The sequence below is a fragment of the Mucilaginibacter sediminis genome (assembly GCF_051903035.1).
In the GTDB taxonomy this organism is placed as follows: Bacteria; Bacteroidota; Bacteroidia; order Sphingobacteriales; family Sphingobacteriaceae; genus Mucilaginibacter.
Genome location: NZ_CP170602.1, coordinates 6,623,530 through 6,640,531, shown reverse-complemented (window position 1 = coordinate 6,640,531; position 17,002 = coordinate 6,623,530). Strand labels below are relative to the sequence as shown.

Annotated in this window: 16 protein-coding genes; 10 read left to right on the top strand and 6 right to left on the bottom strand. The window is 40.0% G+C overall.

The features are described 5' to 3' along the window. Nucleotides 1-211: 211 nt before the first annotated feature. Nucleotides 212-1,378 carry a S1C family serine protease gene (locus ACFGVS_RS27680; RefSeq protein WP_439696428.1) on the bottom strand — a complete coding sequence of 389 codons (1,167 nt, stop codon included), beginning with the start codon at nt 1,376-1,378 and terminating at the stop codon, nt 212-214. Next, entirely contained in the window at nt 1,336-1,905 is a 570-nt protein-coding gene (locus tag ACFGVS_RS27675; protein ID WP_274209329.1) for an RNA polymerase sigma factor, read from the bottom strand. The genes ACFGVS_RS27680 and ACFGVS_RS27675 overlap by 43 nt, the downstream gene beginning before the upstream one ends. Nucleotides 1,906-2,323: 418 nt before the next feature. On the opposite strand from ACFGVS_RS27675, the gene ACFGVS_RS27670 reads away from it, so the two are divergent. The 3 genes from ACFGVS_RS27670 to ACFGVS_RS27660 all read left to right on the top strand — a co-directional run bounded on the left by ACFGVS_RS27670 (nt 2,324) and on the right by ACFGVS_RS27660 (nt 3,284). After that, nucleotides 2,324-2,515 (top strand): hypothetical protein, encoded by a 192-nt coding sequence (locus tag ACFGVS_RS27670; RefSeq protein ID WP_439696427.1) that lies wholly within the window; start codon nt 2,324-2,326, stop codon nt 2,513-2,515. A 175-nt stretch (nt 2,516-2,690) separates the two neighbouring features. Next, a complete protein-coding gene (locus ACFGVS_RS27665) occupies nt 2,691-2,909 on the top strand; it encodes a hypothetical protein (protein ID WP_090653038.1) in 219 nt (72 codons plus the stop codon). A 174-nt stretch (nt 2,910-3,083) separates the two neighbouring features. After that, complete coding sequence (locus ACFGVS_RS27660; protein WP_090653078.1) at nt 3,084-3,284, top strand: hypothetical protein; 201 nt, start codon at nt 3,084-3,086, stop codon at nt 3,282-3,284. Between the two features lie 180 nt (nt 3,285-3,464). On the opposite strand, the gene ACFGVS_RS27655 is transcribed toward ACFGVS_RS27660, so the two are convergent. After that, nucleotides 3,465-3,920: a PA2169 family four-helix-bundle protein gene (locus ACFGVS_RS27655; protein WP_090653037.1), complete on the bottom strand. Its 456-nt coding sequence runs from the start codon at nt 3,918-3,920 to the stop codon at nt 3,465-3,467. A 90-nt stretch (nt 3,921-4,010) separates the two neighbouring features. Next, entirely contained in the window at nt 4,011-4,172 is a 162-nt protein-coding gene (locus tag ACFGVS_RS27650; protein WP_143065551.1) for a phosphatidate cytidylyltransferase, read from the bottom strand. Nucleotides 4,173-5,062: 890 nt separating this feature from the next. Between ACFGVS_RS27650 and ACFGVS_RS27645 the strand changes: the two genes are divergently transcribed. Beyond that, nucleotides 5,063-5,284 carry a hypothetical protein gene (locus ACFGVS_RS27645; RefSeq protein ID WP_439696426.1) on the top strand — a complete coding sequence of 74 codons (222 nt, stop codon included), beginning with the start codon at nt 5,063-5,065 and terminating at the stop codon, nt 5,282-5,284. Between the two features lie 90 nt (nt 5,285-5,374). Next, a complete protein-coding gene (locus ACFGVS_RS27640; RefSeq protein WP_439696425.1) occupies nt 5,375-6,877 on the top strand; it encodes an ATP-binding cassette domain-containing protein in 1,503 nt (500 codons plus the stop codon). A gap of 102 nt (nt 6,878-6,979) precedes the next feature. Here the strand turns inward: ACFGVS_RS27640 and ACFGVS_RS27635 are convergent, their stop codons facing one another. Continuing rightward, on the bottom strand, nt 6,980-8,167 hold the full coding sequence (locus ACFGVS_RS27635; protein WP_439696424.1) for a carboxypeptidase-like regulatory domain-containing protein: 1,188 nt from the start codon (nt 8,165-8,167) through the stop codon (nt 6,980-6,982). Between the two features lie 427 nt (nt 8,168-8,594). Between ACFGVS_RS27635 and ACFGVS_RS27630 the strand changes: the two genes are divergently transcribed. The 3 genes from ACFGVS_RS27630 (at nt 8,595) to ACFGVS_RS27620 (ending at nt 11,788) form a co-directional block, all read left to right on the top strand. After that, on the top strand, nt 8,595-9,683 hold the full coding sequence (locus tag ACFGVS_RS27630) for an AAA family ATPase (RefSeq protein ID WP_439696423.1): 1,089 nt from the start codon (nt 8,595-8,597) through the stop codon (nt 9,681-9,683). A 56-nt stretch (nt 9,684-9,739) separates the two neighbouring features. Beyond that, entirely contained in the window at nt 9,740-11,233 is a 1,494-nt protein-coding gene (locus ACFGVS_RS27625) for a hypothetical protein (protein ID WP_439696422.1), read from the top strand. A gap of 201 nt (nt 11,234-11,434) precedes the next feature. Continuing rightward, nucleotides 11,435-11,788 (top strand): hypothetical protein, encoded by a 354-nt coding sequence (locus ACFGVS_RS27620; protein WP_439696421.1) that lies wholly within the window; start codon nt 11,435-11,437, stop codon nt 11,786-11,788. A 381-nt stretch (nt 11,789-12,169) separates the two neighbouring features. Here ACFGVS_RS27620 and ACFGVS_RS27615 read toward each other — a convergent pair whose 3' ends face one another. Beyond that, entirely contained in the window at nt 12,170-15,019 is a 2,850-nt protein-coding gene (locus tag ACFGVS_RS27615; protein WP_439696420.1) for a hypothetical protein, read from the bottom strand. 336 nt (nt 15,020-15,355) lie between these two features. Here ACFGVS_RS27615 and ACFGVS_RS27610 point away from each other — a divergent pair, with 336 nt between their 5' ends. Together ACFGVS_RS27610 and ACFGVS_RS27605 are read left to right on the top strand one after the other, a co-directional pair. Continuing rightward, nucleotides 15,356-15,925 (top strand): hypothetical protein, encoded by a 570-nt coding sequence (locus ACFGVS_RS27610; protein WP_439696419.1) that lies wholly within the window; start codon nt 15,356-15,358, stop codon nt 15,923-15,925. Nucleotides 15,926-16,407: 482 nt separating this feature from the next. After that, entirely contained in the window at nt 16,408-16,980 is a 573-nt protein-coding gene (locus ACFGVS_RS27605) for an RNA polymerase sigma factor (RefSeq protein ID WP_255369948.1), read from the top strand. Nucleotides 16,981-17,002 lie beyond the last annotated feature (22 nt).

The window sequence follows — 17,002 nt, the reverse complement described above, 5'->3', positions numbered from 1 at the left end:
CTTCCCTAACGCAAATTGTCTGAACTCGGATTAAGCAGATTTATCAGATTTTTTTTCTGAAACTATCAACTGTTCCTCAGTCTGCAAATCAAAATCCAAAAAAATCTGATAAATCCGACGAATCCCGGTTCAGAAAAAAGCCCCTAATAAAAAAAGAGACACCTTACGGTATCTCCTTTTAATTATTAATTTTTATTGGAATTGGGCGTTATTAATAAGCTTTAACCATAAACACATAGTTTTTTAGCTTTTTAACTTGTTGCGGGCGGCTTAAACCTGCCAGCGTGTTTTTTGTACTTAGGGTTAAATCCTTGCTCAATGAGTCGGATGGTATATTTTGTATCGCTTTTAACAGATAAGCCGATTTTTTTGCAAAACCTGCGCCGGCCATTTCGGGCTGTCTGCCGCTTATAATACCAACAACATTTCCTTTACTATCTAACAACGGACCACCGCTATTTCCGGGATTAACGGGAATAGATACCTGGTATTCTGTTGTATCGCCGGAGTGGCCATTTCTTGCTGTTAACGAACCTGGACCATAATTTTCTTCGCCGCTTGGGTAACCTAAGGTATAAACATCTTCGCCCAAATCGCTTAATGGTTTCTTAAAATTGTAAGGCACATTTCCAAGATCTTTAAACGCAGGATCATTTATCTGCAAAATAGCTATATCGTATTTAGGCTCGGTATAAATAACTTTTGCATGAAACGACTCTCCGGCCGCATTCTGTACATATACAGAATCGGCATCCCTAATGATGTGATAATCTGTTGCTATATAACCATTTGAAGATAACGCAAACCCGGTTCCCCTGAAATTACCAGGGTTGGTAAGTTTCTTCTGCTTATCTGTTATTCTTTGATTGGCCAAATTATCAGTCTTTTGGGCCAGTTTGTCTGTTTTATTGTTGAGCTGATCAACTTTTTGACTTAACAATTCAACATCATTTGAATTATGATTATTAAGCTTCCCTGTAAAAAACAAAGTACTCAATATGGCAAAAATGGCTATCGAAGCAGCTACCGATATTTTTGAATGGTGATGCCTCCACATGCTAACTATCCAGTTAGGGTGTATCATCAACTCTTCTTTCAGTGTATGCACATCTATTTCGCTGTGGATAGCATCCAGTCGTTTTTCCAGCTCAACGCGTTCGCCGTACTGTTTAATTAGCCCTACAAATAGTTTATGCTCTATTACCTTGCTGTCAACATTAGCGTCGTTTTTACGTAGTGTCTCAAATTCGGCACGCTCGCCGGCGGTCATATCGCCATTAAGGTACCTGTCAATCAATTCCAGAATAAGGTTCTCGCTCATCTCTTTACACTCCTTTACTTCTGCTGAAAAAATAACTTTTTCAGCCTTTGCAGGCATTTATACTTTTGCGTTTTGGCATTATCGGCATTGGTGTACCCAAAACGCTCGCAGATCTCCTGCATCGATCTGTTATGTATATAAAAATCTTCCATAATGGTTTTACAGGGTTCGCCTAACAACTGAAGGGCTGCCTCCATTTTATTAAACTGTATATCCCGGTCATTATGTTTTTCAACCTCATCATCAACAGGCAGGTACTCTTCAAAATCCCTGATATCGCCTCCATACCTGTTCATCTGGCTTAACCTTTTAAGCCAAAGCCTGCGGCAAACCGAATAAATGTATGTTTTAAGCTTGCTGCTTAACTCAAACTCGCCCGATTTTATCTTATTATAAAGAACAATGATAGCTTCCTGGTATATATCCTTGGCATCATCCTCGTTTCCGTTATTGTTGATAATTAACTGTAATATCATCGGGAAATAGGTTGTGTATAGCCTTTTCAGTACTATTTCCGAATTGTTAAGTATCCCAAGAACTATTTCGCTGTCTGTTGGTGCCGAAGCTTTTAAGTCTTTATTCACTCTTAATACTGTTTATGCCAAAATGTAACCCAACGGTGTAAAAAAAGAATCAAGAGTTAGGAGTCAAGAATCAAAACTGACTAAAAGTAGTTAAATTCAATACAAAATGATACTATTTAATTATCTGCCCGGATATTCAAACCGGGCTTTTTCCTTTCTTGATTCCGGACTCTTATTCTTGTTGATTCTCTTCAAATATTAATACTGTAATTGCAAATAAGTAACCCCTGAAGCAAATTATATTATAGCGGGCAAATCTGCAAAAAAAAAACTTGCAACCAAGCCTGCCGCTACTGCCTTAAAATAAATAGCAATATAATATTTTACTTTTTAATTAATTTATTGGGTTACCTTTTTCATTTAAGTGTATTAACAACAGTAAACGTTAAAAAACACTAACATTTTAAAATACACAACGATGAAAAATTTATTGAAAACCAGTTTTGTTGCTTTAGTTATTGCTGCTTCTTTCTCAGCTTGTAATGGTGATGCAAAAAAAGGCGATAGTGATACTACTGTTAAAGTTGATTCTACTGTTAAAATTGACTCTACTGTTAAAACTGATTCAACCAAGGTTGATACAGTAAAAAAAGATTCAGTTAAAAAATAATTAACGGCTATAGTACTATGAAAAAGATTCCGGGTATTTCCTGCAATTCTTTTTAATAGTTTTTTTAGATAAACAGGTAACCAATATTTTTTTTAAAATCATGGGTTACCTTTTATCATTAATTGTATTAATAACCGAACGATCAAAAAAATATTAAACTTATAAAACTCAAAACATGAAAAATTCATTCAAATTAGGCTTAGTTGCCTTAGCTATCGCTACTTCATTTGCTGCTTGTAAAGGTTCTGGTTCATCTTCAGCTGCAGATTCAGCTAAAGCAGATTCAGCGAAAGTTGATTCAGTGAAAAAAGATTCAACTGCAGCAACTGATTCAACTGCTAAAGCTGGCGAAGCTAAAGTTGACTCTGTAAAAAAAGATACAGCTAAAAAATAATTACTAAGCCTTTAAACTGGCTGAAGTATAAATTTTCATGCCTTTTTATAGATTTATTAGTTTATTTACAATAAAAAAGGTGATCTGTAATTTTATTTTAAAATTATGGGTTACCTTTTTTTGTTTAAGGTATTAACAGAAAAACTATTAAATCACTCATTAAAAAAATTGAACATGAAAAATTCATTCAAATTAGGTTTAGTTGCCTTAGCTATCGCTACTTCATTTGCTGCTTGTAAAGGTTCTGGTTCATCTTCAGCTGCAGATTCAGCTAAAATGGACACTGCAAAAATGGATACAGCTAAAGCAGATTCAGCTAAAACTGATACAGCTAAAACTGACACTACCAAGAAAGACACTACTAAAAAAATGTAATCTGACTTTTTTTAGATTTCTAAAAAAACGCACCTGGTTTTCAGGTGCGTTTTTTTATGAAGTATCAAATTGTTTATCAGTAGCAAGTATCAGGTTCCAAGGTTATTTGCCAGGCGGTAAAATATTCACCTAAAAAGTGCCGACTATCAAACCAAGGCATCACAACCTGACACTAATTTCTTAGTGAACGCTATCGCGCAAAGCTTTTATTTCGTCGTGCGCATCCAATATTTCGGCTTGTTGCCTGGTTATAATATCGCGTAAAAATGCGGGAATATATTCTTCGTCCAGCGCTTGCCGGTAAGCTTTTACAATAGCGTCTTCGCCAAATTCGCACTCTTCTAAAATATCGTGCGTATCATGAGCAGTAAAGGCGGCTTTTACATCCAGCCAGGCCCGGTGTATTTTACCACTGGTTGAAGTGCCTGTGTCAATATCTTTGCCCAACACCTCAACTTCTTTGCCCAATTCATTTTTATAACGGTTGCTTGCGTCAATCAAACTTAAAAAAAGCATCCTCAAATCGCTTTCGCCATCTTTTAAATCTTTAAGGGCACGCTCATACCCTTTTATCCTGTCGTTATTAATCTGAACCAGGTCATTTAAAACTTCTGTTGTTGCTTGTGAATTTTCCATGATGAATTATGTTTTTATACAAGTACAACCTATCTGAAATCAAATTGTTTAATCAAATAGATAAAAAATATACTACTAAGAAATAATTGTTCACTTTCTAAATAGTGAAATAAGCCACACGATAACCAAAACAACAACAATAACTGATATCACGCCAACTACGGCGCCCGCCTTAAATATCCCGGTGATAACAGAGCAGCCGCTTAGCGTAGAAAGGACTAATCCGATCATCAATAAATGAATTTTTTTCATAACATTTTTTTATAAGTGTATATAAACCAAGGAATATTGCAGGCATTTTTTTCTGCATCCAGCCTATCTGGTAACAAGAATCACGCCTTTTTTCGAAGTCGGGCATAAACAGCCAATGCCTCCTTTTGATGTGGTGCAGAAATATTTAAAACTTCATCAGCCGCATAAAGTAAAAAAGCCACCTTAAATTATAACTATTATATTTTTTGGCGTTAAGGGGTTGCACTATATCGTGTTTCTTTAATGCCTTTTGTTTGCCCGCACGCAGTTGCGCCGCTGTCTGGCCTGCAGCCGTGGCGGCCAGAAGTATTTTCTCCTAAGGAGTTGTCTGAAAACGAAAATTATTCATTGCCGTTAACAGAGGTTGACGGTAAAAGGAAGCATTATTGGAGGCTTTGACTCAATTAGTAAAGCAGCCGGCCCCTTGTTTTTGCAGCGCCACAGATTTTAAACAACACGCAAGAAATCTAAATCAGATTTAGGCAGCTGCTAATATAAAAAACCTTCAATTTTCCTGGCGATAAAGAAAGCCTGCGGGCAAAATGGCAAGTGTACATAAGTTTGATAAAAAGTGTATAGCAGAACCTACACACGGTTGATTAAAAATCCTTTTTTTAATCAACCGTGCGTTGAAAAGGCTAAATGAGGTGGTATTTATGATGATTTTTTTAACCTGAAAAATAAAATATAAAACAATGATTAAATATTAAAACAATTTCAAAACGGAACGGTTATTGCGTCTTAAAATAAAGAGAAGAAGAAGTGCCAATCTATTTAGTTTATCAAAACATAGGTATTAACATACTTATAGTGCAGGTTTTGGGTAAATTTTAACTGATGCCGAAATATTTTCATAATTTTGAATTATCTATTTATAACTACATATTGCTATGACTTTTGAAATACAACCAAACATTAAATGCGAAAATTGCATAAAATGTGGAACCCGGCCTCATGTTGAACAATCAAAAAAATATTGGACTGTTGCCTGCCCAAATAAAAAATGCAACAATTTTGTGAAAGATGAGATGGTTAATATTGAAGGTTGGAACAGGCTAAACAAGAGTAACGCCAACATTACGCCAAACCAAAACTTTAAGAAAACTGCTTAAGCCTTTCGTTAATATTTATAATAAAACAGCACTATGCCTAAGCGCTTTTTTCGGGCAGATGTTTAATTTTGCCGGCTACTAAAGCAGTTCATGGTTAATACTATTTTTTCTATAAACAGCGCTACGATAAGATTTTTGAACAACACCCTGTTTGAAAATCTTACATTTGTCATCAATAAAGGCGAAAACTGGGCGCTCGTTGGCCCAAGTGGCTCTGGCAAAAGCGCGCTACTACAAACTATAGCCGGCCGCTTTAATATTACCGGCGGCTCCGTTACTTACAACTTCGAAAGCAAGCCTGACGGTAAAATGCCTGTTACCGGCGGTACCGGCGTTAAAACAAAATTAATTGCCATTGTTGAGCCCAGGCACCATTTCCGAAATTTATCAAACACTTCCGACTTTTATTATCAACAGCGCTATAACTCGTCCGATTCAGAGGATGCTTTAACTGTTAATCATTATTTAAATAACATCGTCGGCGAAGCTACAAGTGGATATTGGACTTTACCCAGGGTAATGCTGTTATTAAATCTTGATCCCCTGCAGGATAAACAATTGATAAAATTATCAAACGGCGAAACAAAACGCCTGATGCTTGCGGCGGCCCTACTTAAAAATCCTGTTTTATTATTGCTCGATAATCCGCTAACCGGCCTTGATTTAAAAACAAGGCAGGGGTTTAATGATATTATCAGGCAGATAACCGCATCGGGCATTAATTTAATTATTGCTACCGCACCACATGAAATTCCCGAAGCCATTACCAACGTGGCCGTGCTAAATGCGGGTGCGATTATTCATGAACTTGCCAGGGCTGATTTTAAACCGGAGCAGTTTATTACCAATGCTGGCGATAGTATTGACATAACAGCGCTTAGCAGTTTATTAAACACAGGTAAACCGCGTGTAACCTATAACCATATAGTAAAAATGGAAAACGTGCACATTCAATACGGCGACAAAGTAGTGCTGGATGATGTAAACTGGGAAATTAAAACAGGCGATCGCTGGGCTTTGCTTGGCCCCAATGGTGCGGGCAAATCAACATTGCTCAGTTTAATAAATGGCGATAACCCGCAGGCTTACGCCAACCACATTGTTTTATTTGATAAAAAACGCGGAACAGGTGAAAGTATCTGGGATATCAAAAGAAAAATAGGTTTTGTATCGCCCGAGCTGCATCAATATTTCCCTACGGATAACAGTTGCCTACAGGTAGTTGAATCGGGATACTATGATACATTGGGCTTATTTAGGCCCAGCAACCAGCAAATGGCAGCTATTGCCTTGCAATGGATGAAAACGCTTGAAATTGACCAATATGCCCGGATACTTTTAAAAAACATACCCGCAAGTGCCCAGCGTTTATGCTTACTTGCCCGGGCGCTGATTAAAAATCCTTCATTGCTAATTTTTGATGAACCCTGCCAGGGAATGGATGACCATCAGCAACTTCACTTTAAAAACCTGGTAGATACCCTTTGCAGGTTAAGCAATGTAACTCTAATATATGTAACCCATTACCAGCATGAAATCCCCGAGAGCGTTGACAAGGTTTTAACACTCGATAAAGGGAAAATTGTTGATTAGTTTATTGGTCATTTAGGGGCAAGGTTGATGGGCAAAAAAAATGTTTTTAAAACCTCATATAAATCCGACAAATGACCAATGACAGCGAAGCGCAATGACTAATCAATCCCCCGGCTCATAATCAACCGGCAGTAAATCGCATAGCTTGGCTTTTGACCAGGTACCCTCGTAAAGAGGGGCGGGATTTGATATTACGGTGCCGTTGTTATCAAACAAGGCGTAAGTACCGTAAAGGGTAATAATGCTGGTTTCAAAGTTTTCCATATCCAGCGGGCGGTATACATCTTTAAATTCGGTAAGTTCGTGCTTTTTGGTATATACCACGTACAAAAAGTGCGGAAAGGTAATGGCGTAAATGCCGGCCTCGGGTGTACTGCGCAAAATTTCCATCGGCTGGTACGGAATCTTCACCACATTTTCGTCGCTCCATTTGGTTAGGTTACTGAGTTTGTACCAGTGCATAACCGAGTCGCGGTTGGTTTCTTTATATCTTTTTATTTTTTGCTGTATCAGTTCTTCTGGTGGCCGTTCGCGGTTAAGGACTCGGGTAAAGTCGTGAGCTTCAAAACCCTCTTCCTTTAATTTATCTTTATATAACGACCTGAAAAAATGCTGGGGCGAGCCATAATAAGCTTCCTCACGTTTGTGTTTCCATATTCTTTTTTGTTCGGCCGATCCCGGCAGGTTTTCAAACAATGCCCTGCCCGAGTATTGTATGGTATGCTCAATACCATCACTTACAAAGTTTTTAAGTAAATATTTGGTGCGGTACCCTAAAGCCTTGTTCTCCATCACCAAAAACTCATCAGCATCAGCTTCCAGCCGTTGTTTACTGCGGTGATAATTAAGGTTAAGCACGCGCGGGTTAAGCACTTTGCACAGCTTAGAGTTTTCGGTGGTGCCAATAAATTCCCTCCTGAATTGTTCGTAGTTTTTTTTCCAGTCGGCATTGCTGCTTATCACAACTTCGCGCAACATCAATACTTTTTGGGTGAGCGATATATCGAGCTTTAAGGGCACATGGCCTACCTGCACCGTTTGCGAGTAATCCTCATATCCCACTACTGTAACAATAAGATCGTACTGGCCGGGCTTAATACCCGAAAGGGTAAACGTGCCATCCTCGGCAGTTGAGGTGCCATAAGTAGCGTTATTTAAAAACACGCTTGCATTGGCCAATGGCGATTTACTTTCGCCATGCACTACCCGGCCCGTAATGGTTGCTGTTTGCGCCAAAACAACAAACGGGAACAGTAAAAATAAAATCAGGGATAACCGGTACAGCCGCATCAATATGGAAAAAAAATAAACAATTTTAGTTCAAGCTATCAAAAAAACACATTTTTTATGAACACAGGATGAATTCTTTTACTTTTTGTTTTGTATCGATGCACTGTGTGTACCGCTACGGGATGAGACACCCTGAAACGCCCTGACACACCCTGGTACGGGGTGGTACACCCTGGTACGCCCTGAAACACCCTGGTACACCCTGACACGGGGTGGTACACCCTGGCAAATCCTATAGGCGCATGTCAACTATAAATAGTTGTTAGCCCAAAGTCTTAAGTTCCAAGTCAAAAAACACTTTAGACTTACGACTTAGCGATAAAATCCTCATATAAATCTTTATATACCTGATAATCAGATACTGACAACAATATGTCACCATTAATCATTTTGCGCGTGCTTAAATTTGATAATAAATCTTAAAATCATGTTTAAACCACCTCCCCAAATTCAAATCATCCGCAATGAAGTGGATGCCTTTACCAAACGTAAAATACAGGCCGGTAAGTTTGATAAAGTTTTTCATGGCCTGAGCATTTTAAAAACCAAACCCGCCAGGGCCTGGATGGAGCAGGAATACGGAAAACCTATACCCCGTATGCTTTTCGGCGCCTTTTGGTTCGAGCACGAACTATGTGTGCTGTTTGCCGATACCAACCTCGGAAAATCCATCCTGGCTGTGCAAATTGCAGAAGGCTTAACCAGATGCGATACCGTTGAGCCGTTTTATAATAAATGCAACGAACCTCAAATCGTACTTTATATCGATTTTGAATTGAGTTCTAAACAATTCGAGATCCGCTACCACAGCCATCAATGGGGCAGCCACCTGTTTGCCGAAGGCTTTTACCGCGCGGAGTACGATCCCGAAGGCGACGACCCGGTTTGTTACGAAAAGTACGAGGAGTATATCGAATCGGCCATTAAATTGGCTATCCAAAAAACCAAAGCCACGGTACTCATCATCGATAACATTACCTACATGACACATGGTACAGGCAATGCGGCCAGCGCCATGCCGCTCATGAAATCGCTCAAGGCCATCAAAACGCAATATAATTTAAGCGTGCTGGTAATAGCGCATACGCCCAAGCGCGACGGACGCAAGCCCATTACCGCCAACGATTTACAAGGCAGTAAAATGTTTATGAATTTTGCCGATAGCGCCTTTGCCATAGGCCAAAGCCAAAACACACCCGGCCTGCGTTATATTAAGCAAATTAAACAGCGTACCGGCCAGGAACTATACGGCGCAAACAACGTGTGCCTGGTTAAACTTGAAAACGATTACACATTTTTGCGTTACAAGTTTGTGGATTATGCCCACGAGGCCGACCACCTTTGCTCGCCCGACAAGGTAAACAACCACGAACTGCAGCAACGCATAGCCAACCTGCATGCACAGGGCATCTCCTTCCGTAAAATGGCCCGCGAGTTAAAACTATCCGTATCAACCGTGGTGCGCATGGTTCAAAAAATCAATGTCGATCCTGAACAGGAAAATGCACCCTGTTAATATTTCAGGTCATCACTTTTAGGTTTCATAACTAACTATTATATTTATCTCAAGTTATGAAATCAAAAAACCTAATCCTTATCGTTTTACTTGTAGCATGCTATGTGGGATGTAAAAAGAGTGAACCAGCCATAAAACCTGTTGTAAAAGATACAGCCAAAACTACTAAACCTGATACGCCGGTAGTTATTGTAAAATCACGCGATACTATAATACACGACCTGATTTTTGGAACATGGGGATCAGTGAGTGTTATTGATGATTACCCTGAAAGATATTTTGGACCCGAGGGATTTTATTACGAGGATGTTGGCGTAAATTCTTACTGGAGCTATAATACGGCTACTTATCGATGGCTTACAAATGATACCCTTATGTTTGGCCCTATAAAAATAAAGATACTTAAATTAACGAAGGATTCGCTTGTTAATAGTCATAATAGCTACATATATAGATATTACCGAAAAAATGTACCGTATTTATCTGCAACAGGCTTAATGTCGACCATAATTGGACAAAGCGAGGGCGATTTTTCAAGTGCAGAAGGCAAAATTGCTCGTGAAAATTTCACATACCACCCTGGGGGTATGACCATTGACAATACAGATAATATTTATTTTATGGATGATGGTACGCATTCAGTCAGGCGAATTAATGCGACGGATAAAAAGGTTTATACCATAATTGGTGATAAACAAATTAGTGGGATTGAACTTGATGATGATACAATGCCTGCGCGCACCGTACACCTTGGCATGAACAGTCGTAGCTTATCTATTGATAAAAACAACAATTTATACTTACTACAGTATAAAAGTTCATTTAATTATTGTGTATTGTACAAATACTCACCAGTTGATAACTTGTTACATAAAATTTGTAGCGGTGTGTCCCAGGGTTATGGCGGAGATGGCGGGCCGGCAATCACAGCGAATGCAAACTTCATAATGTTTACAGGAGACAAGGACGGAAATATTTATATCGTTAATCAAACATCGTACATTGGAGGAACAAGAATAAGAAAGATATCTTCAAGTGATGGTAAAATAACTACCATTGGCGGCAATGGACAATTAGGATTTTCTGGTGACGGGGGGCAGGCAACTAATGCCTCGATATCCGTTACGGCACTTACTATAGATAATAAAAATAATTTAATTTTCGCCGACGAACAAGGTCACATAAGAAAAATCGTCCTTAAATCAGGAAGTATTTCAACAATCGCAGGAAACGGCAGTAAAGTTTATTTCGGCGACGATGTTGATGCCAAAAACGCTGGGTTTACAACAATTGTGGCTTTGGTGGTAAATAGTAAAGGCGATATTTTCACTGCTGAAAACTCCGAAAATAATCATCGGATTAGGAAGATAGACTTATTAACAAATAAGGTTACAACAGTGGCTGGAAATGACCATCCTTTTTACATGGGGGATGGAAACTATTTAAAAATAAGATCATTATCACCTACCAATATGACGTTGGATCAGCAGGAAAATTTGATAGTAAGCGACTACTATAACAATAGAATAGTGAAAATATCTTTAAAATAATAAATAAAGTCTTGGTTAAATTAAATCATGCAGGAAAAAGTTATACATGTTCCCTTCAACCGTTTGTTCTACACGGAAAGTCAACGAAATTTTTGGTCAGCATCGGCAAGTAAGGTTATTCAAAAATATATTATTTACACGTTATTAGGTTTAGTGTGTTCTGCCGCTGTTCTGACGGACAAGAGCGTAACAGATGTAACAATGGCTAAGGGAGCATGCGGCGGATTTGTTTTTTATATGCTGATAGCCTGGATAGGACTTTTTGAACGACGGGCCAGGTTTTTAAAAACCGTTAACCAACATGCCGACAGGTATGAAAAGGAAATGCTGAATGGTACATTTACTTTTAATGATGCCGGCTTTGAGTATAAGGATAAAGAGAAAACGCTGCTTTTTCAGTGGCACCTGCTAAAATCTGTAACGGTTGTTAAGGATAATATGCGCATTGCCCTGAAAGACCCGGCCGTACTGACATTTTTTTTAAGCCGCAGGCAATTTGGCGACGTGGAGTTCCATGAACTGTTTGAACTTTTACAAAATAAAATAGTAAAGTAACCTATCACCAAAAGCGTTAAGTTGTAAGTCCAAAGTCGTAAACCTAAAGTCTTTTTTTGCTTAGAGCTTATGAGTTAAGACTTAGAATTTAATACATTGGGCTAATATTAAGTCAACAGTACTAAGTCGTAAGTCATTCCATCAAACTATTGATAACAACAATAAAGATGTCCGGAAGAAATGCAAAAAGCGGATGGTATGTGCGATTCCTTCCTTGTTGAAGGAGGAGGTAGGCAGCCAAATTAGGCGTTGAAGCCGCTTTGCACCCCTCCGCTCGTATAAATCCTTCTTGGCGTTTGAGTTCATTCCCGACCACCCTCAAGGCGCAGGGAATTGCACAAAACCGTGCATTTGTCATGCAGCAATTCATTGCCCGCCCAACTAAAAAAACGTAACCGGCAATACCAGTTCTATCCTATTCCTGCCTGTTCCTCCAAAAAAGTCTTCATCCAGCAAGCGGCTATACCTGATACCGAACGAGATGCTGTTTTGGTTAAAAAACCTGGTGTCAAAAAATAGCGTTCCGCCGGCCGAGCGGAAGTTTTGTTTAAAACTGCTGCCATCGGTATAAAAATTATTGGCGGTGGCGTGGGTGTAATCAAAAAACAAAGCCCCACGCAGGCGCAGCAAGTAAACCAAATTGCCAAAACCGCCATCGGGATAGGCTATCGGGAAATGGTAGGTTAAGCCCAGCTTGTTCATATCCTCCAGATTTTGGGCCGCGTAGCCTTTACTGAAAGGAAAATCGTTAGAAAAACTTATTACATCGTCCTTGCCCTTTTGCTGGTGCGCCAGGCTAACTACAAAGCTATGATTGGTAACCAGGCCGGGGAAGTAAAATGAGCCTGTAGCCAACAATTGCGTGGCACTTGCACCAGCAATTGTAGCCTTATAATTTACGCTGATGCTTTGCGCAAAGGCCGGGTAAATATTTTTGCGGGCCCTTTGGGTTTGATTATTAAAAGCTACGTAATTATTAAGGTAAGTATAGCTCCTATCGGCATACTGGGCGGCGTAGGGCTGCTGGAAACTGGTACGATTAAAATACAGATCGCTGCCGATGGTAAGGCCGGTAAAGTTTTTGCCTTGCGAAAAATTGAGCGGTACCTGCAAACCGCCATGCAGCTGGGTTTCGTTCCAGTACACATAATGTCCTTTGGAGAAGCCCCTCCTATCTAAAGTATAATCGGCACCGGCAGACAGGTACGGGAACAACGCGCCATATATGGCATCAAAGCTAAACTCCTTATAACCTTCGTTGGTGTTGTAGTTGAAAGAAACCTGCGACTGAAATGTATTCAACACGTTTTCGCCCACAATAGCCACCGAATAATTAGGATCGCTGATGTTTGGGATAAGGCTGTGAAAGTTGAACAAGCCATGCAATTTTGAATATTTGGTAACCGGCAAAGGTTTATCTGTAACGCGGGCCAGCATATTGGCCGAGCTATCTTTTTCAAGCGCATGTATACCCATTAGAGGCAAATTGCTATTGGCATATAAATCACCCGCATCAATCCATTTCAGCTCTTTCCTATCAGCCCCGGTTATTTGATAGCCGGTTGCGGTAAAACCAACCCAGGCCATTTTATGATCGGTAACAGCAGGCTGATAACTGCCTATGGTAACATCATTAGCCATTGGCAATAACTCGTAAAGTTTATTAGCGCCAACCATTAAGGCAAACAACCTGTCCTGTCGCTCAACAACAGCCGAAAAGTATGCCGTATCGCCTTTTAGCGCTGTAAAACCTATCGGTTTAAATGTAAACGGCAGCAAATATTGGGCATTGCCTGTGGCTATATCAATCAACGCCAAAGTCATTTTACCTTCGGCGTTCCTTACCGCCGAAAGCAGCCGGTCGCTTTTGTAAAATTTAGGATAAGTATAAAACAGCTTTTGCGGGTTAGGCACAACTTTCAGCAGTTTACCATCAGCATTCAATATATGCAATTCGCTTTTACCCAACGGGCTAACCTGTACGGCTACAATATTATCACCATCGGCACTAAAGGCAGGGGCAAAATACTTTGCTTTTTGGGTTATGCGGTGCTCTTGCCCTGTGTTTACATCCAATAACATCAATTCGCTGTAATCACGATATCCCCAGCGGGCATCGGGGCGATAGGTAGCATAAACTACTTTACCGTTGCGGTAATCAAAATAATTATCGAGCGAGTAGGAACGTGTACTTATTTTACGTTCCTTTTCTCCGGTTTTAACCACAAAGGCCGGCACATGATCGTAACTGCTCTTCATATATATGAGCGTACTGTCGTTTACAAAAGCGGGATACTCTCTATCGGCATCAAAGTGCTTGGGGGCAGCAGTTTTAACAGGCTGATTTTGCATATCTGCCGCAAACTGCCCTTTAAAATAATCCAGTGCCTGGTTTGCAAATGCTTTAAAGCTGGTGCCTGTATATTTTTTTACAGCGTTTTGAAAAGGATAAAAACCGGTATAAAAGCCGGCTGCATCGTGCGTAATATTTTTCCAGATGTCGTCGCCATATTTATCCCGGCCATAGGCAACCAGCATATAGCCAAGCGGGTAATGATCGGGCGTATAATCGCGGTACGATCCGTTGCGTAGCTTCATGTAGCTGTAATTTTTGCCCGCCGCCCACAACGCCCGGTAACCATTAAAAAAGTATGGCAGGCGCCCCCTGCCCTGCCGGCTTACGTGGGTTTCGTTAAACACGGCATCCCCCTCAAAAAACCAGTTGGGTACCGATAGATCGTTCCCCAGGGCTTGCCCGCCCTCGCCAAAAAGGATGTGCAGAAAACGGGATAAACCTACGTTGAAATTATTGTATTGCTGCACGTGCCTAAACTCATGTATGGCCAATTGCTGCTGCCAGGGCAGGCTGCCTATTTCAAAGCTATTTTGTTGGGGGGTTAAAAAAAACTCGCTCCTGAAAGGCGCCAAACCTACATAAGCGTTTGATATCGTAGTTTGATTTTGCAACACAATGCTAATCTGCCGCTGCTTATTACCTATAGTTGGTTTTATAAGCTCGTTCATTTGCTGCACAATATTGGCTACATTAACTGCTGCCGTATCCATCCCATAAGGGAAAATAACTTTAGCAGCCGGTGTATTTACCTGCTTCCATTTGATAGACGGCGGATTGCCCCCAAACTCCTGGGCAGCCGCCGTAGTTGCTATAGTAAACAGCAATGGTGCCAGCAATTTGGGCAATATTTTATAAGCAGACGGGCGTTTGTTCATTAAGGGTTGAAAGTAGGTAGATTTTGTAATTTAAGCAACAAAAGCGGTGAGGATTACAGGGCAAACGCATCTTATTGGGTTAACATAACTTAACACATTTTAGACATTTAATTTTTAACTATTTAATAATCAATACTTTAAAATAAAACAAGGTTAACACTAAACTGATGTATTGCTTAATTTGGCGCATCCAAATATTGGGGACAACGCGGAGACTCACCTTCCTTCTGGAGAATTTGTAGCTATTTATAAAACTCATACCTTTAAGGGTAAAAAACAAACAAGACAGTTATCATCTACTGTACCTATAAAATCTAACTTATCACCAGTATAACAATGGGATTTAAAGAAGAATTTAAAAAATCATGGGAACCTGATAAATTTAGCAAATGGGAAATATTTGAACTATCAGAAATAGATAAGGCGCCCATTAATGATTTAACAAAAGCTTTTTTAAAATTTGGTTTTCCACAGTCCGCTGCGCCATTTCTTGATTTTGGATGGAGTGTTTATGATGGAAAATTTGTCGATATCAAATCCTGCTACTCTGAACTTAATTTGAATAAAATAACCGAAAGTTATTGGCTATTCGGATCCGACGGAAATGGCAATCCAATTTGCTTCGACGTTTCGCGCGACGATAAAATTATACTTCTTGACCACGAGCAGGATTTTGAAATTATTACAGTAATGAATAAGGATATTTCTGAATTAGCGGCATGCTTGTTATTATATAAAAATTTCGTTAAAAGGGTACAAGATGAAAATGGCGAGGATGCTTTTTTGAACTCGGATTTCTCGCCTGCTCAAATTGCTGATTTAAAAGACGAGTTTAAGAAACTTAACGCCAATATATTTAAAGAAAGTGGATTTTGGCGAACTGAAATTAACAGTTTAGGAAGATAAATACTTTTGCAATCATTGGGTAGCTTATCGAAGGACCGGGCTTAGAGGCCTTTGCCCACTATGCTTCGAGCGGGCTGCCCATAATGTATTGTGTTTTACACAAACATTCGTTTAAACGCTGGTTAAGACTCACCCCGGCTACGCTACGCTGGCCGACCCTCTCTCCGGCTGAAGCCGCAAAGAGGGTAAAACTTAATTTTTGTGCTATTGCCCCTCTATGCGACGCAGTCGGAGAGAGGGGCAGACGGGCGTAGCCTCGTCGGGGTGAGTCGACTCGCCGCCATACGATATGCGTCATCCCCATTCAGAATTCCTCGAAATTTTACCACTCAGGATGAAAGGAAAATTGAAAATGGCTTGAATAGAAACGAAGGGGCTACCAACCAGTTGCTGCGTCACAAAAACCTTCCCTCCCAAAAAAATCAAAATAATTTAAAATGTTTTCAATCATCAATCGTCTGTACCTTTAAAGGAATAATAAATTGATAACAGCCGTAATGCCCGAAGACAAAAACAGTCATATTATACATACAATAAAAGCGTATGGTAAAAGCCTGTTGAGTTTTATAAGGCGGCGGGTAAACAACGATGCCGATGCCGAAGACATTCTGCAGGATGTGTGGTACCAGTTTAGTTCGGTTATCAACTCGGAGCCTATTGAGCAAACAAGCGCGTGGCTGTACCGTGTAGCCCGCAACAAAATAACGGACAAGCATAAAAAAAAGACGGAGACCCTGCTGGATGATATGCTTGCTACTGATGACGATGAAGAGGATACCGATAATTTTAAATCGATCCTGTTTGCCGAAACCAGTACACCCGAAACCGAATACCTGCGCAACCTGTTTTGGGACGAATTATTTTTGGCACTGGACGAATTGCCTGAGGAACAGAAACAGGTTTTTATTTGGCATGAGCTTGACGATGTACCGTTTGAGGAGATAGCTATCCGCACCGGCCAAAATATAAACACGCTGGTATCGCGCAAGCGGTACGCAGTGCTGCATCTGCGCAAAAGGCTTAAACAGTTATACCTTGAAATAACAGAATATTAAAAAGAATTTAAAACATTAAAAG